Here is a 26238-nt window from a genome sequence, read left to right as displayed (position 1 = left end):
ATGCAAACTATTCCAAATTTGAAGAACGACATATCATTTGATGATTTTAAAGCAGAAGTAATTAATGACTACAAAATTGCTATTAAAAGTCGTGAATGTAGTTTACTAGGTAGACGAGAAGTATTAACCGGTAAAGCAAAATTCGGGATCTTTGGAGACGGTAAAGAGATTCCTCAATTAGCTATGGCTAAAGCCTTTAAAAAGGGCGACTGGAGATCTGGTTATTATAGAGACCAAACATTCATGATGGCTATTGGCGAATTAACAATTGAACAGTTTTTTGCAGGGTTATACGCCAATACCGATTTAGAATTAGAACCTATGTCTGCTGGTCGTCAAATGGGCGGTCATTTTGTAACGCATAGTTTAAATGAAGATGGTAGTTGGAAAGATCTTACCAAACAATATAACTCAAGTGCAGACATCTCTCCTACCGCAGGACAAATGCCTCGTTTATTAGGTTTGGCACAAGCTTCAAAAATCTTCAGAAATGTTGATAATATCAACACAAATAATTTTTCCATTAATGGAGACGAAGTTGCTTGGGGTACTATAGGAAACGCAAGTACTAGTGAAGGTCTATTTTTTGAAACTATAAATGCAGCTGGTGTTTTACAAGTCCCTATGGTTATTAGTATTTGGGATGATGAATACGGAATCTCTGTTCATGCTAAGCACCAAACAACTAAAGAAAATATATCAGAAATTTTAAAAGGATTTCAACGAGATAGCAAGCATAAAGGCTACGAAATATTACGTGTTAAAGGCTGGGACTATGCCAATCTTATAGAAACCTATCAAGAAGCTTCTAATATTGCAAGAACAGAGCATGTACCTGTACTTATTCACATATTAGAATTAACACAACCGCAAGGGCATTCAACTTCCGGCTCTCATGAAAGATATAAATCTTCAGAGCGTTTACAATGGGAATCCCAAAACGACTGTAATCTCAAAATGCGTAAATGGATTATAGAAAGCGGTATAGCCACGAATGAGACACTTACAGAAATTGAACGGACTATTAAAAGAGATGTTAGAGAAGCTAAAAAGAAAGCATGGAATACCTTTTTAAAACCTATAATAAAAGAAAAGCAGGAGTTGGTTTCTATATTAACGCAAGTTGCCCCATCTAGTCCCAACAGTGCATTCATATCTAAAATTAAAGACGAGTTAAATAGTATCGATGAGCCTACCAGAAAAGACATTCTATCCAATGCAAGGAAAGCTTTAAGGTTCGTTATAAATGAAACTTCCAAAGAGAAGCAACAACTTGGTGATTGGATTAACAGTCTTTTTGAAAAGAGACAACCAGACTTTAGTTCTCATTTATATTCTGAAACAGATAGATCAAACATTCTTATAAAAGAGGTAAAACCAACGTATGATAACGATGCAACTCAAGTAGATGGTCGTATTATTCTACGTGATAACTTCGATTCAATTTTCAGCAACTATCCAGAAGCACTAGTTTTTGGAGAAGACACAGGGAATATTGGTGATGTAAATCAAGGTTTAGAAGGCTTACAGGAAAAATACGGTGAATTACGAGTAGCAGATGCGGGCATAAGAGAAGCAACCATTATAGGACAAGGTATAGGGCTGTCACTCCGTGGATTAAGACCTATAGCAGAAATTCAATACCTCGATTATATTTTATATGCATTGCAGATAATCAGTGATGATTTAGCGACGTTGCACTATAGAACAAAAGGCAAACAAAAAGCCCCTTTAATAATAAGAACGAGAGGTCACAGACTTGAAGGTATATGGCATTCAGGTTCTCAAATGGGCGGTCTTTTAAGTTTAGTTAGAGGCGTACATATTTTAGTACCAAGAAACATGACTAAAGCTGCTGGTTTTTACAATACGCTTTTACAGGGTGATGACCCTGCCATAATTATTGAATGTCTCAATGGTTATAGGTTAAAAGAAAAAATGCCAAATAACTTAAGTGCTATTAAAACCCCTATTGGCGTTGTTGAAACTGTTAAAGAAGGTACAGACATTACATTAGTATCTTACGGATCTACGTTACGTATCGTAGAACAAACTGCAAAAGACCTTTTAGCAATTGGCATTGATGCAGAAGTTATAGATGTACAATCATTATTACCTTTCGACTTAAACCATGACATTGTAAAAAGTATTGCTAAGACTAATCGTGTTATGATAATAGATGAAGATGTCCCTGGCGGTGCTTCGGCATATATTTTAAACGAAATATTGAATATTCAAAATGGGTACCAGCATCTTGACAGTCAGCCAAAAACACTTACAGCAAAGGCTCACAGACCAGCTTATGGGAATGATGGGGACTATTTTTCAAAACCTTCCGCAGAAGATATCTTTGAAGCCGTTTATGATGTTATACACGAATTAAATCCTGCTGAATTTCCTAAATTAAGGTAAATCATAAAACAAAATATTTTTAAAAACCTTTCCTAATCAAATTGGAAAGGTTTTTCTTTTTATATTTATATACGAAACAACCTATTATGTTAACAAAGCAAGATAAAGAACAATTTAGAAGTACTATTTTTAGGCACTTAGATGGTATTGCAACAACAACAACTGCCTACTCACTTCATAAGAATGGTGTTCTTGAATATTTGTTAAATAATAAAAAATCCAGTGTTAAAAATCTATCAAAAACCTTCAATGCAAATGAAGGCTACCTAAATGTTGGTTTACGTGTGTTATCATCACAAGGCTGGTTAAACATGCATATTAACAATACAGATAACACAGTTCATTACGAAACAAATACTAAAAGTAAAAAAGCCTTTAAGTTAGTCCCTATATATGAAGACTCAGTAAAATTATTAAACTATTCTGTTAAATTTCCAGAAGAAGGTATCGGAGCAGATGCGTTTAATGCTTTAGAAAAAGTGTTTACAAAATATGAACAAAATTTTGGACTTTTAGAAATAAAACACGGCACCATCGAATATCAAATACTTAAGCATATAGAAGGTGTTATTGCCGCGCCAATAATTGTATTGCTAGGCCTTAACGGCTTCTTTCACAAATACTTTATGGAAGCTTCTTTTAGAGCTCAAGAATATCATAAAGACCCCGAAAGTTTTAAAAAGATACTTGATTTTTTAGCTCATTTGGGTTGGTTCTCTAAAAAAAAAGACACCTATCAATTTACTGATAAAGGGTTGTTTTTTGCAAAACGCGCTAGCGCTTATGGCGTTACCATTTCATATTTACCAACATTTATCACATTAGATGACCTTATTTTTGGAAACCCCTTAGTTCTAAAAACAAAATCACCCGACGAAAAAGAAAAGCATGTAGATAGAGAAATGAATGTTTGGGGAAGCGGCGGTGCACATACGACTTACTTTAAAGTAATAGATGCTATTATTATTGAGTTGTTTAACAAACCCATTGAAGATCAGCCAAAAGGAATTTTAGATATGGGTTGTGGAAATGGTGCTTTTATTCAACATGTTTTTGATGTCATAGAATTTAAAACATTAAGAGGCAAAATGCTTGATGAACATCCTTTATTGCTTGTAGGTGCAGACTTTAATCAAGCAGCTTTAAAAGTAACAAGAGCTAATTTAATTAAAGCAGATATTTGGGCCAAGGTTATTTGGGGCAACATTGGCAGACCAGATATCTTAGCCAAAGATCTAAAAGAGGATTACAATATTGATTTAAAAGATTTATTAAACGTTAGAACTTTTTTAGACCACAATCGTATATGGGAAGCTCCAAAACAAATTACAGATCACCTAAGTGAATCAACAGGAGCCTATAGTTACGAAGGCAAACGAATACATAATAATTTAGTTGAAAACTCTTTATTAGAGCATTTGCAAAAATGGAAACCCTATGTAGAACGGTTTGGTTTATTAATTATAGAATTACACACCATAGATCCCAAATTAACGGCAAACAATTTAGGAAAAATAGCAGCAACAGCCTATGACGCTACCCATGGCTATAGCGACCAGTTTATCTTGGAGGTTGATGTTTTTAATAAAGTGGCAGTAAAAGCTGGATTACATCCAGACCCAAATTATTTCACAACATTTCCCAACAACGAATTAACAACGGTAAGCATTAACTTATTAAAAGGCCATTAAAAAATGAAAGCTGTCACACTAAGAGAAATCAAACAAGAATTAAACACACTTTCAACACAAGAAATACAGGAACTTTGTCTTCGTTTATCAAGATTTAAAAAAGAAAACAAAGAGCTCCTCACCTATTTGCTTTTTGAATCTCATAACGAATCTGGTTATATTGAAAGTGTAAAAAGCTATGTAGATGAAGAATTTGAATTAATTAACAGAGACAGCTACTTTTACATTAGAAAAAGTACTCGGAAAATTTTAAGAAACATCAAAAAATACATTCGATATTCACAAAATAAAGAAACAGAAGTAGAACTCCTCCTCTATTTTTGTCAGAAATTAAAAGGCTTTTCTCCTAGTATTAATAGAAGCGTACAATTACAGAATATGTATAACAGACAATTGTTACTTTCTAAAAAAATCATTTCAAAATTGCATGAAGACTTACAGTACGATTTTAATGCGATATTGGAAGATTTGTAAGGTATATTAAACTAGTACGTAGACATAAAGCTCTAATCAGATATTCAATACCTTACAAATGGTGTCTATTTTCTAAAAATTTTAGATTTGGAATCAAACAAATCTACGTTCTTTGTATAAAAGTCCTTTTTAATCCTAATATTGTTAAAAACTTTTGTTTCAAAAACAGATGGCTGAATTGCATCAATTAGATATCACTATACCAATAAGGATATTTATTTAATAGAAATAACCAATAAAAACTATAAGTTCTATAAGCTTTTAAAAGCAATAGGAATTCCAAAAACCACTTTCACTGGTTGCCCTTGTTTTTTAGCTGGTTGCATTTTAGGCAATAGCTTAATTATACGCTCAGCTTCTTGTTCTAAACTTTTATGTGGTCCTCTTGATCGGATATTAGTAATACTACCAGTATAATTTATATCAAACATAACAAATACACGCCCCTCTATATTATTATTCTGTGCTTCTTCTGGGTAGCGAAAATGTTCAATTATATGTAATCGCATTTCCTTTTTAAAACATTTTTTAGATTCTTCTTTTGTTACCCCTTCACATCCTGGAAATGTGGGGGCTTTGTCAATAAAATCAAAAGGGATAGCAGTATCTTTATTTATTGTCACTTTATTTTTGGCTATTTTATTCTCTTTTTCTGCTGTTTTGGCATCAGCAATAAATATTTTTGGACGGTTACCTACAGAGAATGCATTTAAAAATGCTTTATTAGCATACCAATTTTCTAAAGCTAAGTCGTTAGAATCATTTTTTGACAATACATACCCCTCACAATTTTTGAAATGTATATCCGTGATTTTAATTTTTTCTAAGTTTTCCAGATTTGATAGAATTTTATCTTCCAATATAACACCTGGTTTAAAAGATGAGATTACGCTTTTATTCATGCTAACAGAAGTATTATGTCCCACATAAATGCCTTCTTTTATCAACCCTGCTTGAATATCAAATTCTAAATCCTTACTATTATTAATTAATTTTAAATTTTCAGCAACTAAACTTGTACCTTTTTTAGAAAAATCAACTTCTTCTTTTTTGTTGTAAGACTTTATGTTTAAACACCTTGCCCCTCTACTATTGGATGAATATGGAAATCTAATAGCTAATGAATTAATCAAATGAGATTTAGCACCAAAATTAAAACTAAAATCATTTCCAGCAGCCCCATAAGAAACCATATTCTTTAAATGAACCTCCCCTCCAAAAACTTTAAAAGAGTCTCCAGCAGAATAACTTATCATTATATTTTCTACAATGGTTTCATTTCCTACACCTGCTAAAAACAATCCACTAAAACTACCACCAGCTGTGTATTCTTTTTTACCCGCATATTCTATTCTTACAAATCTTAAAATACCAGAATTGCTTACAACATTTTCACCTCCATAATTTGTATTTTTATAAAATTTAGGTTCTAATTCTGAATAAAAAGAAGCAACAGAACCTCTTCCAAATTTATTTAAAGGTGCATCACCTAATAAAATTATGCCTCCCCAATCTCCGGCTTTTTTAACACTTCTATTTGATGTAAAAACAATAGGATCTGTTTCTAAACCATCTGCAATTATACTTGCTCCTTTTGCTATTGTTAAAGATGCTTTTGTATCATAATCTCCAATTATTATCGTGCCTGGCTCTATAGTAAGGGTAACACCTTCTTTTACAAAAACATGCCCTAATAACAAGTAAGTTTCCTTTTTATAAAGTTTAATATCTTCAACAATTTCACCAGTTAATATGTGTGAAGGCTCATTATGATCAGCTAAGTTTGGTTTAAAGTCCGTCCAATTTTTTAACCATACGTTCTTTGTTATTATTTCTTTTTCCTGCTGAGCATTTGCACTATGGATTAGCAAAAAAAAGATCCAAAATATTGTAAAAAAATTTTTCATGTTAAATAATCATTAATAATAGCATCCTTCAAATTTATAAATATTATCCATGAAATGCAAATTTTATCGACAAAATGCATATTTAATAAAATTTATTAAACCAAATACGTTGAATATGGAGTCATAGAGACGTTTCTCTGATTGCATTTTGATTCAGTATGATCGAAGCAATATTGATTGGTATTGGAACAAAAGCTAGTTTCATGGTTAAATCCAGCTTGGTTTTCAAATGTAAATAGTATTATTTTTTTTCTCCGCCTACAAATCCTTCTTTTCTAGTACTGCAATCGTAGTTACTTGCGCTACTATTCTTTTGTAATAAAATACTTATATACGGGTTCTGATGTAAGATTCAGAACCTAAAGACGTTTTAATTTAACCCTCTTTTAAGTATGTATTTTTCTAAACTGAGAAGGAGTTATTCCGTGCTCTTTTTTGAATAAAGTATTAAAGGTAGATTTTGAATTAAACCCTACGGCGTAATATATCTCTGAAATTGAAAGTTCTTCATTATTATTTTCCAATAACAATCGCTTACTTTCTTTTAATCTATAGTTGTTTGTAAAGCTCTTAAAGTTTAATTGTGATTTAGAATTGATAGCTTGAGAGACCTGTTTAACTGGATAGCCTAACTTTTTAGATAAAAACTGTAAAGAAAAATCACTCTCTAAAAAAGGCTTTTTATCCTCATAATAAGAAACGACAATATTATACAAATCATTTATTTCATTTTTATTCAATATTGAGTCTTTATATTTTATCTTTTTAAGACCTATTATTTTAATTCCTATTCTAAAATAGAAAACTATGTATATGACTAAAAGAACACTAAGAAAGTACATCTCCGATTTATAAGGGCATACTTCTTTGCTTCTTATAAAAATCATTCCAAATGCAGATAGACGACCTATAAACCATAGAATAGATATTCCAATAAAAGCCCGTTTTATCCATTGATTAGTTCCTTTTAAAAGGGCTTTTATAGATTCTTTTTTTAAGTAAAAAAAAGAGCTAATAATATATACTATACCATGAATAAATATTCCAAATTCAAAGCACATCATTATAACGAGTATCTTGGAATTAGACTTATATATGTTATGTATTTTCCCGCTATATTGAAATAATATTATAGCTATTACAATAAAATATGGGGCACAATGAATTAAATACTCGCTTAATCTGGTCTTCTTTTTTTGTATATACGATTTTATATGAATATAATAGAGGGGTATAATTAATAGCCATAACCATTTAAAAACATAATAATAGTGAAGTTTTTTCCATGGAATCTGTTTGCTAACAAACATGAAATTAGCAATCACTATTAACGTAAATAAAAATAAGAGTACGCCTTTAATAAAAAACCCTTGTTTCTTTTTATTAATTAAAAAGTATACTGTCAATGGGGAAGACAAAGCAAATACTATAATGGCTAATACTAAAATTACTACCTCATAATCTACCAAACTTATCTCTACCATAACTTTTACTCCCCTTTACTTATTTTTTTGCAAGCACATAAAAAATCTATTGTATACCTCATTTTAAATTTAAAATGAGGTATACAATAGACTTTATAAGTAATCTTTAATATTATTATTTACTTAAAACTCACTTTTCTAAGTTTATGTGGATCTGCAAAAATAATATCTCCTTTACTATCTAGAGCCATAACTCTAGAGAATTTAAGTAAAGCTTCTTCTTTTCCTCCGTCAACTCCACCTTTAACCCCTTTTTTTCCTGCTACTATTGGAAAAAAACCATCAGCATATAACCTATGAATTGTGAAAACATCACTTGCAACATAAATCTCATCTTTTTCATTTAAAGCGATTCCCCATGTAAATTGATCTATAGAATCCCCTTTATCATCTATCATTTTGGCCGTACTCACCTCACCACTAGGAGTTATCTTTCTGATTTTTTCATTTCGTGCATCGCAAGCATATAAATTTCCTTTGCTATCTATATCAATGTCAAAAATATAATAAAATCTTGCATTAGTGCCTTTTCCATCTGCATAACCTTCTTCTTGAGCACCTGCCAATGTTGTAACTTCTCCAGAAGGTGTGATTTTTCTGATAGTACTCACATCTGCAACATATACATTCCCTTCATCATCTATAGTTAGCCCTTCAAGATTTACAAACTGGGCCTCTGTACCTATGCCATCTTTATGACCTTCTTCTCCTCCTGCAAAAGTTGAAACATTCCCATCAGGGGTAATTTTCCTAACCGCATCGTTTCCGGCGTCAGATACATATAGATTTCCTTGGGCATCAATATCTATTCCCTGAGGATTAGAGAACTGTGCTATATCCCCTTTTCCATTAACAAAACCTTCAACTCCTGTGCCTGCTATAGTTGTTACAGTTCCTTCTGGCGTGATTTTTCTAATACAATGATTGTTAAACTCCGTAATATAAATATTATCATCTTTATCTAAACAAATACTTGATATAATGTTAAACCTGACTGAACTCCCATTTCCGTTAACAAAACCAGGTTTATTATGTCCAGTAATAGTTGTTACCTCTATTGTTTTTACCTCTCTAATATAAATGATAAAATCAATCAGTTTCTCTGTATTGCCACTAGATAACTTTAGCATTCCAGTAATTGATTGGTTAAGTTCGTAACTAAAATTACTTTCATCTGCAATGGTAATTTCTCCAGTCGAGCTGTTAATTGCAATAGCCCCTTCGGGTTGTTGACTCTCTATTTCATAAATCAATTCTCCAGATGAAACTGATGCTTCAACTTTGCCAATAGTTACTCCTTGAGGTTTACCTTCCTCTATACTAGCATTAAACGATTTAGCCATAATTTCAACCTTGTCACCTTTTGAAGGATCCTCTTCTACACCTTTTTCTTCACATGAAAATGCGGATATAGATAGTAATAAACATAACTGTGCAATTGTTTTTTTAGTTTTCATTTAAAATACTTTTAGATTAATAATGAAACCAAATAAATAGTAAAAATGTGGTGTTATGGTTTTAAAACTTGTTCTAGAACCTTAAAAAGTTACTTTTTGTAATATTCTTTTCTAAACAGAGAAGGTTTAAGACCTGTAATCTTTTTAAATAAAGTATTGAAAGCTGATTTATAATTAAAGTATACTGAGTAATATACCTCTGAAATAGGCAATTGCTCTTGAGTGTATTCTTTAAGAAAGGTTTAGGCTTATTGCTGTCAAAGTAAGTGATGATTAAATTATATAATTCATCAGTATCAATTTTGATTTAAATTTGAACCTTTATATTTAATACTTCTATTAATCTCCTTATTCGTTCCTCTAATAGGGTAAAGAATATATAAGTTGATAAACAAGAAATATCATTCCAATAGTATAATTATATACTCCCTTAATATTTAGCCAATTCTAGATAAAATATAAATTATGTGCAAACCAGATAGATATTAAGTATATTAATAGCCATTTCACCCATTTTCTTTTTCCGTTTATTTTTTTTTAATAAACTTATAATATACAAAGCTCCATGAATAAGTTTTATACAGCTATTACAATTCTCCCTGTTTGTTTTTTTCTACCAAAGAAACATATTTGAGTTTCAAATAAAATCAATAGTTGTTTTCTTCTAATAAAGATTTCATTAATTATAGTAAGAAGTTTTCATTATTTATTGTTTTATAAAGCTTACTTGTACCGTTTCGTTCTATTAGTTACTAGTTAAAACAAGGGAATGGTTTAATCTTAAGAAAAACAAAGAGAAATAAATAAAAAGGCTACTGTCAACAGCATATTCTATGAAAACATAGTGGTTATTTACACGCTATGTTTCATAATACAGATAGTCACTCACTTAACAGCTCACTAACAAAGTTTTCAAACTCTTTTTTAAACACCATATATTTATCACCAGTAGCAGGGCCATCAAATCCTGTATGAATCTTTCTAACCGTTCCAGTTTTATCAATAAAAATAGTCGTTGGGTATGATAACACATGATTAAGCATAGGCAATTTCTCATGTGCTTTAACTTTACTCGAAGAACCATACTGTGCTAATAAAACTGGATATTCTATACCCGTTTTATCCTTTAAACGTTCAATATTGTTAAAAGCAGCTTTCTCCGTTTTTACATATTCAAAAGCTAAAGCCACTATTTCGATGTCTTTAGCTTTATTCTTTTTATAAAACTCTGAGTAAAACTTACTTTCATCCAAACAATTCGGGCACCAAGTTCCCATAATTTGTACCAAAACGACTTTATCCTTAAAACGAGCATCGTTTAAAGAAACCATCGTTCCGTTTTCATCAGGAAAAGAAAATTCAACTTTATCATATCCTTCTTTCAAAAGGGTAAGACTGTTAGCGTCTGGTAATTCAAACGTATCATTACGCTTGGCAACAAAAGGTTCCTGGAAATGATTTCCTGAATAAAACGTCCCAACCATAGAACTATCGGTCACCGTAGCTGTAAATAAAAATGCATGGGCACCATCAAACGTAGATAACTTAAGTTTATTTCCATGTAATGCTCCCTCTAAATAACGATAATCTCCTGTAGTTGTTCTAAAAGTCCCTGTAACAATATCATCCTTTTGACTAAAGATACCTTTAGCAGTATAAGTATCTTCTTCAGAATCTGGACTGAAAACAGTTTCCCAATTGCCTGTAATATCATGATTGGCATTTTCAGAATCATTAAAACGAGTTTTATTTTTTTCCGCAGAAAACCCCATTACTCTATTTAAACTAGCTTTCACAAAACGCCCTGCTAGCCTATTACCTTCAATCTTTGCTACTAAATACCCTTCAAAAACAGGCATTTTAATATATACTGAATCATTTTCATAAGTAATATCATCAACTTCAATAACTTCTACGGCATTAAAAATATTTAGTTTATTTTCAGAAACTACTTCAAAAATAAACGGTAAATCTACAGTCTCATTTACTTTTAATAAAGCTCGATATGTACCCGTTTCCAGCGTATTTATTTTAACGTTTTGTTTGCAAGCAAAGGCAAAAAAAAGGAATAGTATTAAAGTGAAATGTTTCATAAAAGGTTATTTGGATTATATTATTCGAAATATGGTCGCAATACTAACAAATAAAAGATAATTATCGTTCTTTTTATCTCGACAAAATGCACGCAATGTTTGAATGCTAGCTTCAATATTTTATCTTTGCACTCTTAAAATAGTAAATTTTTTATGAAAATTTCTTACAATTGGTTAAAACAATTTCTAAAAACGGAGTGGACACCAGAACAAACCAGTGAATTACTTACAGATTTAGGACTTGAAGTTGAAGGTGTAGAAACATACCAATCTGTTAAAGGTGGACTGGAAGGTATCGTTATTGGGGAGGTTCTAACTTGTGAAAAACATCCTAATGCCGATAAACTAAAAATAACGACTGTAAATATAGGAGAAGAAACACCTTTACAAATAGTTTGTGGTGCTCCGAATGTAGCTGCCGGGCAAAAAGTACCTGTAGCGACTATTGGAACGACACTATATACAGAAGAAGGCGAAGCATGGATCATAAAGAAAGGTAAAATACGTGGTGAAGCAAGCCATGGAATGATCTGTGCCGAAGACGAACTAGGCTTAGGGAAATCTCATGATGGGATCATGGTTTTAAATACTTCTTTGAAAGTAGGAACGCCTGCTGCTGATGTTTTTGACATTGAAAACGATCAGGTATTTGAAATTGGGTTGACCCCAAACAGAGCAGATGCCATGAGTCACCTAGGAACTGCACGTGACCTAAAAGCCGGTTTAGTACAAAAAGATATTAATTTGGAGCTTATTACACCATCTGTAAGTTCTTTTCGCATAGATAACCGTACGCTTAAGATTGATATCGATGTAAAAAACAAAGATTTAGCACCTCGTTATTGTGGTGTTACCATATCTGGTTTAAAAGTTAAAGAATCTCCTGAATGGTTGCAACACCGATTAAAAGCAATTGGTTTAAGCCCTATAAATAATGTGGTTGATGCCACTAACTATGTACTACATGAGTTAGGTCAACCTTTACATGCTTTTGATGCAGTAAAAGTTACTGGTAACAAAGTGATCGTAAAAACGTTGGCAGCAGGGACAAAATTCACAACGCTAGATGGTGTAGAACGTGAATTACATGAAGATGATTTAATGATTTGTGATGCTGAAAAACCAATGTGTATTGCAGGGGTTTTTGGTGGTATTGATTCTGGAGTGACCGAAGCAACAACCAGCATCTTTCTAGAAAGTGCTTATTTTAATCCTATTAGTATTCGTAAGTCTGCCAAAAGACATGGATTAAATACAGATGCCTCTTTTAGGTTTGAACGTGGCATCGATCCAAATATAACAGAATATGCGTTAAAACGTGCTACGCTATTAATTCAAGAGATCGCTGGTGGAGAAATTACAAGTGATTTGATTGATGTATATCCTAAAAAGATTAAGGATTTTGAAGTTCGATTAAGCTTTGAAAATGCAAGAAAATTAATTGGTGAAGAAATTCCTAAAGAAATTATCAAACGTATTTTGGCATCATTAGATATAAAAGTAAATAATGTTACAGAAGCTGGTTTAGGTTTAACAGTACCTGCATACAGAAATGATGTACAACGAGAAGCCGATATTATTGAAGAAATACTACGTGTGTACGGATACAATAATATTAAAACTACTAAAAAATTAAACGCTTCTATTTCTGGTACGTCAAAATTTGAAGATTATAAAATACAAAACATTATAGGAGATCAATTAGTCTCGCAAGGCTTCTATGAAATCCTTACTAATTCGTTAACAACTCCAAATTATACTGCTTTAAGTGAACAATTAAAGGAGGAGCACGATATTACCATCCTTAATGCTTTAAGTAATGACTTATCGGTTTTAAGGCAGTCACTATTATTTTCTGGATTAGAATCCATAGCCTTTAATATCAATAGAAAACGTGCTGATTTAAAGTTCTTTGAATATGGTAAAACCTATCATGGGTTTGGTGATACAAGAGAAGAGTATAAACACTTATCACTTTTTATTACTGGAAATCAAACATCTGAAAACTGGCATAACACAAACCAAAAAAGTGATTTCTTTTTAATTAAAGGCTATATTATTGGCATATTACAACGTTTGGGTATTTCAAGATTTAATGAAGCCCCTGTTAAAAACGATTTCTTTAGTGAAGGTTTGGAATTTAGTCAAGGAAAAAACAAGTTAGTTGATTTTGGATTGATAAAAAAACCAATATTGAAGCATTTTGACATTTCTCAAGACGTGTTGTTTGCTAATTTTAATTGGGATGCTATTCTGGATTTAGTTAAACATAATAAGATAAAATTTAAAGCTATTCCTAAGTACCCAGAAGTACGACGTGATTTTGCTTTATTATTAGATGATAACGTTACTTTTGAATCTATTTATAAAATTGCAAAACAAAGTGAGAAGCAATTATTAAAAAATGTCAATCTATTTGATGTTTATCAAGGTAAAAACTTACCTAAAGGAAAAAAGAGTTACGCTGTTAGTTTTACCTTGCAAGATGAAAATAAAACGCTTACAGATAAACAAATAGACAAAATAATGAATAAATTGCAAGCTAATTTTGAAAAACAGCTTGGTGCTGAACTACGATAATATATGGCATTTCAAAAAGGATTATTTCTAATCGTTTTATTCTTAGCTTCTTTTAAATTGAGTGCCCAAGAACTAACTTTAGAAACAACTAAAGACACTTCTTCCGTAGGACAATTAGCTGTCTATGATGCAAAACAAGCAGTTTTAGGTGTTAAACATGCTTTTACAAGACCTTTTCATTGGAAAAAGAAAGATTTTGCAACTTTAGGGGCTATAGGTGTAGGGCTTTTTGCTCTTTCAACTATAGATGATGAAGGGAGTGCATTTCTTATTCGTCAGGAACCAGATGTTCCAAATGTATTTATGGAAGCCGGTACTAGGTTTGGAAGCCCTCAAGTTTATTTTATTGCTAATGCAGGACTATATGGTTTCGGTTTATTAACTAAAAATGAAAAGATTAGAAAAACAAGTGTCCTAATTATTTCATCTTCATTTACTACTGGGCTCATACAAAGCTTTAGCAAAACTGCTTTCGGTCGTGCCCGTCCAGGGAATGGTTATAAAAGTACAGAATTTAGATTTTGGTCAAATGAACCTGGATTTCATTCTTTTCCTTCTGGACATACCGTTTTATCTATGACCATGGCTCATTCAATTGCTAAGCAGTTTGACAATATATGGTCTAAAGTTACAGTGTATACATTAGGATCTGTAGCTCCAATTTCAAGATTATTTGCAGGAGCTCATTGGTTTACAGATGTTGCATTAGGAGCTATTATAAGTATTGCTGTTGTAGATTCTGTAGATAAATTTCTATTCAATACTAAAGCTTATGACTATCCTGTGAAAAAAAAGAATCGTATTTCCTGGAAGCTTAACTTTTCAGGAAATAAAATTGGAGTTGTTGGTGTATTTTAAGTGTTATCTATTCTCCTTGATAATATAAAACAGCTTCAATCTTAAAAATAATAATTTTGAAGAATAAAATAAATGATAAAAATCTAAAAAAGACTAATTCAATAATAAATTAGTCTTTTTAGATCCTTACTATCATTCTATAAGAAAGTAATTAATAGTTTGTTTGATGCTGCATTTAACTTTTCTTCAGACGACATGTTATTACCTCCTGCCCAACTATCAATTCGAGCACCAATTCTAACACTTTCGCCTTCTGTAGAGCCCAAGAACCTCGCTGCATATACTTTTACTTTTACCGTGTAAACACCAGCATTAAGGGAGATAGCGTGCGAAAATGTAGAATTATTCATTAAAAGTCTATAACTATTTCCGCCTGGATTGTGAATCATCGGTAAATAATTAGACGATCTAACATCATTAGCGCCGTTAATTTCAAGGATGGTAAACATTTGAGCAAAGCCAGAAGTAGTTGAAGAATTTAATTGACCGGTAAACAAGGTCCAATCTATTTTTATGGTTTCATCTTCCAAAATTGTAAACGTAGAACTTAAGTCTGGTACATCAAGCCATTGTTCATCATTTGTTGTATTAATCACCAAAGAACTGTTAGAAACAATAACGGTAGGTATTGTTGAATTGTCCGTCTTATTTAAACACTCCCAATTAGGTGAAAAAGGAGGGCCAATATTTACAGATGTACACTTATTGGTTAAATCATATACCATGAGCCCAGTTGCTGGGTTGGAAATGTTATTTTTTTGTGTGTTAGTTAATCTTGGGAGTAGCACACCTTTGTTAGTACTTTGAATATCAAGTGCTGATGAATTATTTGGTGATACAGTACCAATACCAACTTGGGAATAAGTAATAGAAATAAAGAAAAAGAGAATAAAAATTAGAGTAGGTTTTTTCATTTTAAATTTTAATTTTAATTAGGGGTCAACAAGTATACATAAAAACAAAATGAACTGCAACTAACTGATTACAAATATGTTAAAACGCATCCGTTCGTCTAAAACTATCTGTCTTACAAACAATTAAGGAAATTTATAAAGCCCTAAATAGGAATTTATACATGAAAAAAAATGTTAAAATTAACATAAAAAAACGATTAAGCTTTCTTTGAATAAATTATTAATGCCGATTTCATCTAAAGCCTGTTATTTTTATTCAAAATTTCGTATCTTTAAGAGACACTCATAAACCTTATATCTATGACAGATTCTAATTATATAAAAATATTTACAGGCGATTTTATAATTGTTCAGCGAATTATTAGCGAGCTAAAATCCATTAATATTAATGCTATTGTAAAAGACACAACCGAGTCTGCACGCTTAGCAGGTTTTGGAGGGGGGATACTACCAGGTTTTCAAGAAGTTTTTGTAAACAAAGATGAGCTTGACAAAGCGGTACATATTGTTGAAAATATATCTTCTGAATTGAAATCATAAAAAAGATACCGTATTACGCTAATAATTGCAATATAATCCCAATGACTCCTATGAAAAGACATAAAGGAGAATAAATTTTTGTGTCTAATTTCCCAAAAGTGGTGGTCTTTACTCTTTTAAAAAAACCAACATACTTAAATTCACCTATAGATCTTAAAATAAATATGGTGGGTATAACCCAGCTACCATAATTCAAGCCCCAATCGGGTAAATTTAATTTTATAAAACCAATCTTTATTAAATAGAAAAAGGAAAAAGACACAAGCCCTAATCCCACAATGGCACTATCAAACTTTTTAGGGTTCAAAACACGCTCACCTGTTTCTTTAGTAGGTAATGATTCAGCAAATCCAAATGTGCCTCCTATAACCCAATTTAAATGGATCATTCCTAAAACAAGGAAGACAAAGCTCAATATCAATGCTAAAGCTATATACAAGCTATAAATTGTTAATTGTTATGCTGTAACGGCATACATTTTATTACGTAACTCTTTAATTTTAGAATCTTGCATGTATTCATCAAACGTTGTGTACCTGTCTATAACACCACTTGGGGTTAGTTCCACAACTCTATTTGCAACAGTTTGCGCAAATTCATGATCATGCGTAGTGAACAAAATAGTGCCTTTAAAATTCTTAAGTGAATTATTAAAAGCTGTTATACTCTCTAAATCTAAATGATTGGTAGGTTCATCTAATTGAAGTACATTGGCTCTTGTCATCATCATTCTAGATAGCATACAACGTACTTTCTCTCCTCCAGATAATACGGACGATTTTTTAAAGGCCTCTTCCCCACTAAAAATCATTTTTCCTAAGAAACCACGAATATTAACTTCTTCTCTTTCTTCTTCAGTTTGTGCCCATTGACGGAGCCAATCGATTAAACTTAATTCGTTATTAAAAAATTCACTATTATCTAATGGTAAATATGACTGAGTTGTAGTAACCCCCCAAGCAAATTTACCTGCATCAGCTTTTTCTTTATTATTTAATATTTGATAAAAAGCCGTAGTAGCTCTAGAATCTCTAGAAAACACAACAACCTTATCTCCTTTTGCCAGATTTAAATCGATATCCTTAAATAACGTCTCACCATCTGCAGAGGCAGCCAAACCTTCCACATTTAAAATCTGATCTCCTGCTTCTCTGTCACGTTCAAAAATAATGGCAGGATATCTACGAGACGTCGGTTTTATATCATTAATATTTAACTTATCAATCATCTTCTTTCTACTGGTAGCCTGCTTACTTTTTGCCACGTTGGCAGAAAATCGTCTAATAAATTCTTCCAATTCTTTCTTCTTCTCCTCAGCCTTTTTATTTTGCTGTGCACGTTGACGGGCAGCCAATTGAGACGATTCGTACCAAAATGTATAATTACCAGAAAAGTGATTTATTTTTCCAAAATCAATGTCTGAAATATGAGTACATACAGCATCTAAAAAGTGACGGTCATGCGATACAACGATTACACAGTTATCATAATTTGCTAAGAAGTGTTCAAGCCACGCAATAGTTTCATAATCTAAATCATTTGTTGGCTCATCCATAATTAGTACATCTGGGTTTCCAAATAACGCTTGTGCTAATAAAACACGTACTTTTTGTTTCCCATCCAAATCACTCATTAATGTATAATGAAATTCTTCCTTAATACCTAAGTTAGATAACATGGCTGCAGCATCACTATCTGCATTCCATCCATTCATTTCTTCAAATTGTACCTGAAGTTCTCCTATTTTTTCAGCATTTTCATCAGAATAATCAGCATAAAGTGCATCCATTTCAGATTTTATCTTAAACAACGGTTTGTTGCCCATTAAAACAGTTTCTAAAACAGTATGCTCATCATACAAGTTGTGATTCTGCTCAAGAACAGACATACGCTTTCCAGATTCTAAAGAAACATGACCCGAAGTGGCATCTTGCTTCCCAGAAAGAATCTTTAAAAATGTTGATTTCCCAGAACCATTGGCTCCAATAATACCGTAACAGTTACCATTATTAAAGGTTGTATTTACTTCATCAAAAAGAACACGTTTTCCGAATTGAACTGAAAGATTTGATACTGATAACATAAAAGTTGTTTTAATTTACTCAGATATTTTATTTATTAAATAGGTCTTCACCAACTCACTATTTTAATAAGATTTACTCCTTGACATACGCCTCATTAGTAAGTTTTTGCAAAAGTAGAAAATTCAAATGTTACAAAGAAACTTAGGTGTGCTCTTTTTAAATAAAAAAGTATCATTTTTCTCAGCAATAGTAATATTTAACAACGCATTAACAGCACTTTATAAATACAACACATATTTTTGTACTATTAAATACTATCGGGGGATTTTTATGAAGTTATACTTTTCAGCAATATTACTAGTATTATTGGCACTTTCCAGTTGCAAGGATACAAGTGACATAAAGGATCGTTATGCCTATATAGGCGGTGAAATTATTAATCCTACTACTAATTATGTCGTATTATTCAAGACTGAAGCCATTATTGATACTATAAAACTTGATAATAGAAACAGGTTTTTATACAAAGTTAATAATTTAGAAGAAGGTCTGTATTCCTTCAGGCATGGTTATGAATATCAAATGATACTGTTAGAACCAAAAGACAGTGTGTTATTTAGATTAAATACTTTAGATTTTGATGAATCTCTTGTTTTTACTGGTAAAGGTGCTAAAAAAAATAATTATTTAATAAATGAGTTTTTAGAAAACGAAATTGAAGAAAAATACATTTTTAAACTTTGTCAGTTAACCCCAACTATTTATCAAAACCGTATAGATTCATTAAGGTCTCTAAAAGTAAAAAGTTTTAAGTCTTTTAAAAGCAGACATAAAGTGTCTCCTCTATTTGAAAAAATAGCATTGGCAAATATAGACTATGACTATTACTCCAGTAAAGAAATATATCCGTTTGTTCACTACGGTAAGGATAAAGTAGCTATTTTAAAATCGCTTCCAGAAGATTTTTATAATTATAGAAAAGATATTAATTATAATGATGATTTATCTATTCATTATTATAAATACAATAAATTTTTAAGATATACTTTTAGCAATCTTTCTTTAATAGAACACGGCATACATTCTAATGATGAACACTTTAACAGATATTCATTATGTTATAATTTGGACAGACTGAAGCTTATTGACAGTTTAGTAACCAATACCTCTATTAAAGATGAATTGCTTTATGAATTAACAATAAACTATATTTCTAAAAACAAAAATATAGAAAATAATAATGTAGTTTTAAAGTCTTACTTAAATAAAACTAAGAGTAAAAAAGGAAAAAAAGAACTTACAAGCTTTACTAACGCTTTAAATAATCTTAAGATTGGTTCTAACTTTCCAGATATTAAACTTATTAATTATGAAAATGTTGAGTTTGATATTAATTCAATTATAAAATCTCCCACTGCTATTAGCTTTTGGTCACATACTTTTCATAAACATTTTAAAGACAGCCATAAAAAGCTTAAAGAGCTAGAAAAAAAATACCCAGAAGTTGTATTCATTACCATCAATATTGATGATTATGGTTTAGAAAAACCGAAAAAATCATTGAAGAAATATAGATTTTCCAGCAAAAATGAATATACATTTAAAAACCCAAAAGAGGCTTCTAGAGCTTTAGCTATTTACCCAATGACTAAAGTGATGATTGTTGATCAAAACAAAAAAATAGTAAATAATAATACAAATATTTTTTCTATAAAATTTGAGAAACAACTTTTAGATTTAATAAATCGCTAAGAGAAAATTATCGAATCACAAGGAGGTACGAATTGGAGGTATTATCGGAGCATAGTGGCCCATTAATTCTTCCGTGTTCGTCATAATAAGGTGTTACTTCTAGGTATACTTCAATATTAAAACGACCAGCTTCAACAGGAGTTCCTTTAATAACGACCTCTCTACGTCGGTTATAAAATACTTCTATCCCTTCTGGAAGCCTTCCCGTAACATCGAAATAGTAATCATAATCATTATCATTTACTTCATTTTTAATGTCCGCAGTAATAATTTCTGAATAGTATTCATCTACAAATCCTAATGCCAAAGTTTTATCATGCAAATCTGGTCTTACATTAAAAATACAATCTAATGCATCATCACAACCACTAAAAGAGAAAAGGAAAGCTAAAAGAATTATAGGTAAATATCGTTTCATAATATGATGTTTAAAAACAATATTTATCAAATAATATGCCGAAAAAACACTTTATAATTTATAATGGCTCATTAATAGCTTTTCATAAACCTTGTCTGGTAATATTCGTTTTAAAACAATTGAGAATTTTTGCATGAACTCCCCTATTTTGTAATGTACTTTAGGATCGCTGGTATTTATAATTTTATATATAGCCTGAGCCATTACATTTGGATTACTTCCGTTATCTACGTGTTCGTCCATTAAATTTAATGTATCCCCATATGGTTTTAGGTATGGAGATGTTTCAAGAAGTGGTGCATGATAACGCCCTGCAGCAATGTTTGTAGCAAAATCACCAGGGGCAACATTAGTCATTTTAATATTAAACCCTTTAAGTTCCATTCTAAAAGCTTCAGTTAAAAGTTCTAAAGCTCCTTTGCTTGCACTATAAATACCTCGATAAGGTAATCCCATATAGCCAGCGATTGATGTTATGTTTATAATTAAACCAGATTGTTGCTCGCGCATTTGCGGCAGTACAGCTTTAATAACATTAATGGGACCAAAAAAATTTGTCTCAAAATTGTTCTTAATTTCCACTTCTGGTGTTTCTTCAATGGGCCCAGTTATACCAGCCCCTGCATTATTTATGACAACGTCCAATCGTCCTTCTTTTTCAATAACAGTATTCACTGTTTTTAGTATGGTGTTGTTCTCTTTAACATTTAATGCTAAAATTGGAAACTTACTATCTTTATATTTATCAGGATTCCTACTGGTTCCATACACAATAAAGTCTTTTTGGATTAGGTATTCTCCAATACACTTTCCGATTCCAGAGGAAGCTCCTGTTATTAAAACAACTTTAGACATTTTTAAATAATTAAAGTATCAAAAATACAATTAAAATTAAAAGATTACCATCTTCATAGGTATACATTAAACTAAAAAATCTTGAGTCGCTAAAGCTTTCAAGATTTAAGTTTATTGTACAAAAAAAGGCAAGCTACCTACATCACACCGCTACGACCGTATACCTTTGCTTCGTTCCCGACCTGGAGGATTCAACAGGAGCTGGTTGTGTAGGACTTGCCGATGCAAAGATACAATCTTTTAAAATTTTCACAATGATTTTTTAAACTGATTTTAAATAAATATCTTGCTTCAAATTAAAATTTAGTAATGAAAATATTCAAGTATCTATTAATCATATTTTTAGGAGGGTTAATTCTATCTTGTGGTCCAAATTCTGGTAAAAATAAAAGCGCATTTTCTATAAAAACAAATGCTATTAAAGGTGATATTTCTAATAATAAGAGCTTATCTCTGTCTTTAGAAAACAAAAAAAAGCATATTATAGATTCTGTTTCTTATACTCTCGATGGAATTAAGGTTAATGAAACTATTCAACTGGCTAATTTTAAGTTAGGAAAACAGACTATTGAATCTATAGTGTATTTTAATGGTAACGAAAAAGAAACAGTTAGTTCAACTGTCACTATATTAAATGATACGCCACCAAAAATTTATAGCTACAAAATTATTAATGAATACCCGCACGATATCTCTTCTTACACGCAAGGAATTGAATTCTTTAATGATACATTATATGAAAGTACGGGGCGATATAAAAAATCTAAGCTTAGAAAAATTGATTATAAAACGGGTAAAATTATTAAAAACATTGATTTGGCAGATGAATATTTTGGTGAAGGACTAACTATTTTAAATGATAAAATATATCAATTAACATGGAAAGAAGGTACTGGTTTTGTTTACGATGTAAATTCGTTTGATAAAATAAGTAGCTTCAAATACGGAAATAGCAAAGAAGGTTGGGGATTATGTAACAACGAAAATATTATTTATAAAAGTGATGGTACAGAAAAAATATGGTTACTAAATTCTGAAACTTTAGTTGAAGAATCATACATTCAAGTATATACTAACAAAGGAAAAATTGTAGGTATCAATGAAATGGAATGGATCAACGGAAAAATATATACTAATCGCTATCAAAAAGATGGTGTAGCTATTATTAACCCAAAAAATGGAGCTGTTACGGGTGTTATTAACTTTTCTCCTCTTAAAAAATTGGTTACTCAACATGAAAAATTAGATGTCCTTAATGGCATCGCTTATAACCCAAAAAGGAATACCATTTTTGTAACGGGTAAATACTGGGATAAATTATTTGAAGTAGAAGTTATTGAGAAGTAGTTCACTAGTCATCATGTCAAATGAGGAACGACTGAGACATTAATAAATGACACCTTCGTTTTGTCAAAATTCACAATACGATGTCTCCTACTGTCGACATTGACCACTAAACTTAATTACGTTCCGAGTCATTCATTTCGAACGAATGTGGGAAATCACATAAAAAATGACAAACAATTCATTGTACTAAATACTAATTTCTTTCCCTTTCAAATAGACTTTTTCAATCTGATTAGCACCGAACGAATATAGAATAAACCCGTAAGAATTGATTGGTTTAGTAAGTATTAAATTAGCTTGTTTTCCTTTAGTTATAGATCCAACTTTTCCCTCTAACCCCATAGCATAAGCGCCATTTAAAGTAGCTGCATTGATAGCCTCTTCTGGCGTCATCTTCATTTTTATACAAGCAGTAGCCACTACAAAATTCATATTTCCTGATGGTGTTGAACCTGGGTTATAATCAGTTGCTAATGCTAATGGTAAACCAGCATCAATCATGTTACGAGCTGGCGTATATGGGATACTTAAGAAATAAGAGCAACTTGGCAAAGACACAGGCATGGTATCCGTGCTTTTAAGAGCTTCAATATCTTCATCACGCATCACTTCTAAATGATCTACAGATAAAGCATTATGATTGACTCCCGCCTGAATACCTCCTATTGCTGTAAATTGATTCACATGAATTTTTGGTATCAATCCATATTTTTTTCCTTCTTTTAAAATCAATTCTGCATCTGCCACAGAAAAGTAACCTGTTTCACAAAAAACATCGATGTATTCTGCTAGATTTTCTTTAGCTATTTTTGGAAGTGTATCTTCTACTAATAATTTTAAATAGGCGTCTTTATTTCCTTTGTATTCTGTAGGCACAGCATGTGCGCCTAAAAAAGTAGCTTTAACTTCAATAGGATAATTCTCTTTTAAACGCTTAATAACACGTAACATTTTTAATTCAGCTTCAGTAGTGAGACCATACCCGGATTTAATCTCAATAGCTCCTGTACCTAATTTAATAACGTCTTCTAAACGTTCCTTACTTTGTTGGTATAATTCTTCTTCCGAAGTGTCTTGTAATTTTTTAGCTGAGTTCAATATCCCACCACCATTAGCCGCAATGTCTTCATAAGATAATCCTTTTATTCGGTCTACAAATTCACCTTCACGGTTTCCTGCATAGACAATATGCGTATGAGAATCACACCAAGATGGTAATATCATTTTTCCAGTAGCATCAATAACTTCAGAAAATGCTGCTTTTGGGCAACTTGCCATAGTTCCGAAATCTAAAATCAACCCATTCTCTACAACCAAAAAAGCATTTTTTATGGTAGGTAACTCACTCATAGCTTTTCCAGCTACAAAAGGAATGGGTTCTGTACGAACTTGGATGAGTTCTTTTATATTTTTGAATAATGTAGCCATTAAAATAAATTGTTAAGTATGTTATCCGCAACTAAATTAGGGATTGTTACTTTTAAATTGGGTGTTCTTTCCATTTCTCGCTTTATTGCAAAGATAGCTTCATTATTTCGAGCCCAGCTTCTACGAGCAATTCCATTATTTACATCGTAAAACAACATGCTTTTTAAACGTGCTTCCGCTTCTGGTGTACCATCTAACAACATCCCGAACCCGCCGTTCATCACCTCTCCCCAGCCTACGCCTCCACCATTGTGTATAGATACCCATGTGGCGCCTCTAAAACTATCACCTATAACATTATGAATAGCCATATCCGCTGTAAATTTACTACCATCATAAATATTAGAGGTCTCTCTAAAAGGTGAATCTGTTCCGCTTACATCATGATGATCTCTTCCTAAAACCACTGGCCCAATTTCTCCCGCTTCAATAGCATTATTAAATGCTTCTGCTATCTTAGAACGCCCTTCTGCATCTGCATATAAGATGCGTGCTTGAGAGCCTACAACCATCTTATTTCTTTTCGCATTTTTAATCCAAGTAATATTGTCTTGCATTTGCAACTGAATTTCCTCAGGTGCCTTTTCCATGATGTTTTGCAAAACAGTTGCAGCGATAGTGTCTGTCTTGTCTAGGTCTTCTGATTTTCCAGAAGTACAAACCCAACGAAAAGGTCCGAAACCATAATCAAAGCACATAGGCCCTAAAATATCCTGAACATAGGATGGATACTTAAAATCAATACCATTTTCCGCCATCACATCGGCTCCTGCTCTAGAGGATTCTAATAAAAACGCATTCCCATAATCGAAAAAATAAGTTCCTTTCTTAGCATGATTATTTATTGCTAAAGCATGTCTACGTAATGTTGCCTGCACTTTCTCTTTGAATACTTCTGGTTCTTCACGAATTAATCGATTTGATTCTTCGTATGAAACATCAACAGGATAGTAACCACCCGTCCAAGGAATGTGCAACGATGTTTGATCTGATCCTACATGAATAAAAATATTGTCTTCATCAAATCGCTCCCACACCTCTACCACATTTCCTATAAATGCTATAGAAACAACCTCTTTATTGACTTGTGCTTCTTGAACTCTACTAATTAAGTCTTCTATATTGTCAATTAATACATCTACCCATCCTTGCTCATAACGCTTTGTAGCTGCTTTTGGATTCACTTCTGCACAAACAGTAATACAACCTGCTATATTTCCCGCTTTTGGCTGTGCGCCACTCATACCTCCTAATCCTGCAGTCAAAAATATTTTTCCTTTTGAATCTTGCCCTTTTGGTAAAATTTTACGAAACGCATTCATAACTGTAATTGTAGTGCCATGAACAATCCCTTGAGGCCCTATGTACATAAATGAACCTGCCGTCATCTGCCCGTATTGCGTGACACCTAAGGCATTGAATTTTTCCCAATCATCTGGTTGTGAATAATTAGGGATCATCATACCATTCGTTACAATCACTCTCGGTGCATTTTTAGAAGAAGGAAATAATCCCATAGGGTGACCAGAATACATATGCAAGGTTTGCTCATCTGTCATGACTGCTAAATACTGCATCACTAAAAGATATTGTGCCCAATTTTGAAATACAGCACCATTGCCTCCATAGGTTATTAATTCCTCTGGATGCTGTGCTACCGCAGGGTCTAGATTATTTTGGATCATGAGCATGATAGCCGCAGTCTGCGATGATTTAGCTGGGTATTCTGAAATTGATCTGGCGTATATATCGTAATCTGGTTTGAATCTATACATATAAATTCTGCCATATTCTTTCAACTCTTCAGCAAATTCAACTGCAAGTTCCTGATGCCAATCTTTTGGAAAATAACGCAATGCATTTCTAACAGCTAATTGCTTTTCTTCTACCGATAAAATATCTTTTCGTTTTGGCGCTCTATTTGCATCCAAAGGATATGCTCTTTTAGCAGGTAAAACATGAGGAATTCCTTGCAATATTTGATCTTGAAACGTCATCTATTTG

The 26238-nt window shown here is 32.0% G+C and carries 20 protein-coding genes and 1 other RNA gene; 9 read left to right on the top strand and 12 right to left on the bottom strand.

Annotated elements, in window-relative coordinates; translation table 11 throughout:
• The 3 genes from Q4Q39_RS09630 (at position 1) to Q4Q39_RS09620 (ending at position 4577) form a co-directional block, all read left to right on the top strand.
• Positions 1 to 2412 (top strand): alpha-ketoacid dehydrogenase subunit alpha/beta, encoded by a 2412-nt coding sequence (locus Q4Q39_RS09630; protein WP_303282222.1) that lies wholly within the window; start codon positions 1 to 3, stop codon positions 2410 to 2412.
• 86 nt (positions 2413 to 2498) lie between these two features.
• On the top strand, positions 2499 to 4103 hold the full coding sequence (locus Q4Q39_RS09625; protein ID WP_303282221.1) for a class I SAM-dependent methyltransferase: 1605 nt from the start codon (positions 2499 to 2501) through the stop codon (positions 4101 to 4103).
• Positions 4104 to 4106: 3 nt separating this feature from the next.
• The gene (locus Q4Q39_RS09620; protein WP_303282220.1) at positions 4107 to 4577 is read left to right on the top strand and encodes a hypothetical protein; all 471 of its coding nucleotides are present in this window, start codon (positions 4107 to 4109) and stop codon (positions 4575 to 4577) included.
• A gap of 251 nt (positions 4578 to 4828) precedes the next feature.
• On the opposite strand, the gene Q4Q39_RS09615 is transcribed toward Q4Q39_RS09620, so the two are convergent.
• Complete coding sequence (locus Q4Q39_RS09615; protein WP_303282219.1) at positions 4829 to 6484, bottom strand: energy transducer TonB; 1656 nt, start codon at positions 6482 to 6484, stop codon at positions 4829 to 4831.
• A 386-nt stretch (positions 6485 to 6870) separates the two neighbouring features.
• Positions 6871 to 7548: a helix-turn-helix domain-containing protein gene (locus tag Q4Q39_RS09610; protein WP_303282218.1), complete on the bottom strand. Its 678-nt coding sequence runs from the start codon at positions 7546 to 7548 to the stop codon at positions 6871 to 6873.
• A 244-nt stretch (positions 7549 to 7792) separates the two neighbouring features.
• On the opposite strand from Q4Q39_RS09610, the gene Q4Q39_RS09605 reads away from it, so the two are divergent.
• Positions 7793 to 7945: a hypothetical protein gene (locus Q4Q39_RS09605; protein WP_303282217.1), complete on the top strand. Its 153-nt coding sequence runs from the start codon at positions 7793 to 7795 to the stop codon at positions 7943 to 7945.
• Between the two features lie 142 nt (positions 7946 to 8087).
• On the opposite strand, the gene Q4Q39_RS09600 is transcribed toward Q4Q39_RS09605, so the two are convergent.
• Positions 8088 to 9425, bottom strand: coding sequence for a hypothetical protein (locus Q4Q39_RS09600; RefSeq protein ID WP_303282216.1), 1338 nt, complete (start codon positions 9423 to 9425; stop codon positions 8088 to 8090).
• An 881-nt stretch (positions 9426 to 10306) separates the two neighbouring features.
• Positions 10307 to 11518 carry a peroxiredoxin family protein gene (locus tag Q4Q39_RS09595; RefSeq protein WP_303282215.1) on the bottom strand — a complete coding sequence of 404 codons (1212 nt, stop codon included), beginning with the start codon at positions 11516 to 11518 and terminating at the stop codon, positions 10307 to 10309.
• A gap of 153 nt (positions 11519 to 11671) precedes the next feature.
• Here Q4Q39_RS09595 and pheT point away from each other — a divergent pair, with 153 nt between their 5' ends.
• Together pheT and Q4Q39_RS09585 are read left to right on the top strand one after the other, a co-directional pair.
• Positions 11672 to 14098: a phenylalanine--tRNA ligase subunit beta gene (gene pheT, locus Q4Q39_RS09590; protein WP_303282214.1), complete on the top strand. Its 2427-nt coding sequence runs from the start codon at positions 11672 to 11674 to the stop codon at positions 14096 to 14098.
• A gap of 3 nt (positions 14099 to 14101) precedes the next feature.
• A complete protein-coding gene (locus Q4Q39_RS09585) occupies positions 14102 to 14956 on the top strand; it encodes a phosphatase PAP2 family protein (protein WP_303282212.1) in 855 nt (284 codons plus the stop codon).
• Between the two features lie 137 nt (positions 14957 to 15093).
• Here Q4Q39_RS09585 and Q4Q39_RS09580 read toward each other — a convergent pair whose 3' ends face one another.
• Entirely contained in the window at positions 15094 to 15870 is a 777-nt protein-coding gene (locus Q4Q39_RS09580) for a phage tail-like protein (RefSeq protein ID WP_303282211.1), read from the bottom strand.
• Between the two features lie 300 nt (positions 15871 to 16170).
• Between Q4Q39_RS09580 and Q4Q39_RS09575 the strand changes: the two genes are divergently transcribed.
• The gene (locus tag Q4Q39_RS09575) at positions 16171 to 16410 is read left to right on the top strand and encodes a putative signal transducing protein (RefSeq protein ID WP_303282210.1); all 240 of its coding nucleotides are present in this window, start codon (positions 16171 to 16173) and stop codon (positions 16408 to 16410) included.
• A gap of 13 nt (positions 16411 to 16423) precedes the next feature.
• Here Q4Q39_RS09575 and Q4Q39_RS09570 read toward each other — a convergent pair whose 3' ends face one another.
• Positions 16424 to 16825, bottom strand: a complete 402-nt coding sequence (locus Q4Q39_RS09570; RefSeq protein WP_303282675.1) for a DUF3995 domain-containing protein — start codon at positions 16823 to 16825, stop codon at positions 16424 to 16426.
• A gap of 42 nt (positions 16826 to 16867) precedes the next feature.
• On the bottom strand, positions 16868 to 18493 hold the full coding sequence (locus Q4Q39_RS09565) for an ABC-F family ATP-binding cassette domain-containing protein (RefSeq protein WP_303282209.1): 1626 nt from the start codon (positions 18491 to 18493) through the stop codon (positions 16868 to 16870).
• 127 nt (positions 18494 to 18620) lie between these two features.
• On the opposite strand from Q4Q39_RS09565, the gene Q4Q39_RS09560 reads away from it, so the two are divergent.
• Positions 18621 to 20186 carry a TlpA family protein disulfide reductase gene (locus Q4Q39_RS09560; protein WP_303282208.1) on the top strand — a complete coding sequence of 522 codons (1566 nt, stop codon included), beginning with the start codon at positions 18621 to 18623 and terminating at the stop codon, positions 20184 to 20186.
• A gap of 7 nt (positions 20187 to 20193) precedes the next feature.
• On the opposite strand, the gene Q4Q39_RS09555 is transcribed toward Q4Q39_RS09560, so the two are convergent.
• The 3 genes from Q4Q39_RS09555 to ffs all read right to left on the bottom strand — a co-directional run bounded on the left by Q4Q39_RS09555 (position 20194) and on the right by ffs (position 21681).
• Positions 20194 to 20604: a hypothetical protein gene (locus tag Q4Q39_RS09555; protein ID WP_303282207.1), complete on the bottom strand. Its 411-nt coding sequence runs from the start codon at positions 20602 to 20604 to the stop codon at positions 20194 to 20196.
• A 51-nt stretch (positions 20605 to 20655) separates the two neighbouring features.
• The gene (locus Q4Q39_RS09550) at positions 20656 to 21459 is read right to left on the bottom strand and encodes an SDR family oxidoreductase (protein ID WP_303282206.1); all 804 of its coding nucleotides are present in this window, start codon (positions 21457 to 21459) and stop codon (positions 20656 to 20658) included.
• A 123-nt stretch (positions 21460 to 21582) separates the two neighbouring features.
• Positions 21583 to 21681, bottom strand: an RNA gene (gene ffs, locus Q4Q39_RS09545) — signal recognition particle sRNA small type.
• Positions 21682 to 21768: 87 nt separating this feature from the next.
• On the opposite strand from ffs, the gene Q4Q39_RS09540 reads away from it, so the two are divergent.
• Positions 21769 to 22806, top strand: a complete 1038-nt coding sequence (locus Q4Q39_RS09540) for a glutaminyl-peptide cyclotransferase (RefSeq protein ID WP_303282205.1) — start codon at positions 21769 to 21771, stop codon at positions 22804 to 22806.
• A gap of 186 nt (positions 22807 to 22992) precedes the next feature.
• Here Q4Q39_RS09540 and hutI read toward each other — a convergent pair whose 3' ends face one another.
• Together hutI and hutU are read right to left on the bottom strand one after the other, a co-directional pair.
• On the bottom strand, positions 22993 to 24234 hold the full coding sequence (gene hutI / locus Q4Q39_RS09535; protein ID WP_303282204.1) for an imidazolonepropionase: 1242 nt from the start codon (positions 24232 to 24234) through the stop codon (positions 22993 to 22995).
• Positions 24234 to 26231: a urocanate hydratase gene (gene hutU / locus Q4Q39_RS09530; protein ID WP_303282203.1), complete on the bottom strand. Its 1998-nt coding sequence runs from the start codon at positions 26229 to 26231 to the stop codon at positions 24234 to 24236. Before hutU ends, hutI begins: the two co-directional genes overlap by 1 nt.
• Between the last annotated feature and the right edge of the window lie 7 nt (positions 26232 to 26238).

This window comes from Flavivirga amylovorans, from assembly GCF_030540875.1.
GTDB lineage: Bacteria > Bacteroidota > Bacteroidia > Flavobacteriales > Flavobacteriaceae > Flavivirga > Flavivirga amylovorans.
Note: the sequence above shows the minus strand (reverse complement) of the source record. Positions and strands in the feature narration are given on the sequence as shown.

Excerpts from the sequence above, each read along its gene's own strand:
- Q4Q39_RS09625 (WP_303282221.1), top strand. The coding sequence starts at position 2,499 with ATGTTAACAAAGCAAGATAAAGAACAATTTAGAAGTACTATTTTTAGG.
- Q4Q39_RS09600 (WP_303282216.1), bottom strand. The coding sequence starts at position 9,425 with ATGAAAACTAAAAAAACAATTGCACAGTTATGTTTATTACTATCTATA.
- Q4Q39_RS09615 (WP_303282219.1), bottom strand. The coding sequence starts at position 6,484 with ATGAAAAATTTTTTTACAATATTTTGGATCTTTTTTTTGCTAATCCAT.
- Q4Q39_RS09575 (WP_303282210.1), top strand. The coding sequence starts at position 16,171 with ATGACAGATTCTAATTATATAAAAATATTTACAGGCGATTTTATAATT.
- Q4Q39_RS09630 (WP_303282222.1), top strand. The coding sequence starts at position 1 with ATGCAAACTATTCCAAATTTGAAGAACGACATATCATTTGATGATTTT.
- Q4Q39_RS09610 (WP_303282218.1), bottom strand. The coding sequence starts at position 7,548 with ATGATGTGCTTTGAATTTGGAATATTTATTCATGGTATAGTATATATT.
- Q4Q39_RS09605 (WP_303282217.1), top strand. The coding sequence starts at position 7,793 with ATGAAATTAGCAATCACTATTAACGTAAATAAAAATAAGAGTACGCCT.
- hutI (WP_303282204.1), bottom strand. The coding sequence starts at position 24,234 with ATGGCTACATTATTCAAAAATATAAAAGAACTCATCCAAGTTCGTACA.
- Q4Q39_RS09540 (WP_303282205.1), top strand. The coding sequence starts at position 21,769 with ATGAAAATATTCAAGTATCTATTAATCATATTTTTAGGAGGGTTAATT.
- Q4Q39_RS09585 (WP_303282212.1), top strand. The coding sequence starts at position 14,102 with ATGGCATTTCAAAAAGGATTATTTCTAATCGTTTTATTCTTAGCTTCT.
- Q4Q39_RS09555 (WP_303282207.1), bottom strand. The coding sequence starts at position 20,604 with ATGAAACGATATTTACCTATAATTCTTTTAGCTTTCCTTTTCTCTTTT.
- Q4Q39_RS09595 (WP_303282215.1), bottom strand. The coding sequence starts at position 11,518 with ATGAAACATTTCACTTTAATACTATTCCTTTTTTTTGCCTTTGCTTGC.
- pheT (WP_303282214.1), top strand. The coding sequence starts at position 11,672 with ATGAAAATTTCTTACAATTGGTTAAAACAATTTCTAAAAACGGAGTGG.
- hutU (WP_303282203.1), bottom strand. The coding sequence starts at position 26,231 with ATGACGTTTCAAGATCAAATATTGCAAGGAATTCCTCATGTTTTACCT.
- Q4Q39_RS09550 (WP_303282206.1), bottom strand. The coding sequence starts at position 21,459 with ATGTCTAAAGTTGTTTTAATAACAGGAGCTTCCTCTGGAATCGGAAAG.
- Q4Q39_RS09560 (WP_303282208.1), top strand. The coding sequence starts at position 18,621 with ATGTTACAAAGAAACTTAGGTGTGCTCTTTTTAAATAAAAAAGTATCA.
- Q4Q39_RS09565 (WP_303282209.1), bottom strand. The coding sequence starts at position 18,493 with ATGTTATCAGTATCAAATCTTTCAGTTCAATTCGGAAAACGTGTTCTT.
- Q4Q39_RS09580 (WP_303282211.1), bottom strand. The coding sequence starts at position 15,870 with ATGAAAAAACCTACTCTAATTTTTATTCTCTTTTTCTTTATTTCTATT.
- Q4Q39_RS09620 (WP_303282220.1), top strand. The coding sequence starts at position 4,107 with ATGAAAGCTGTCACACTAAGAGAAATCAAACAAGAATTAAACACACTT.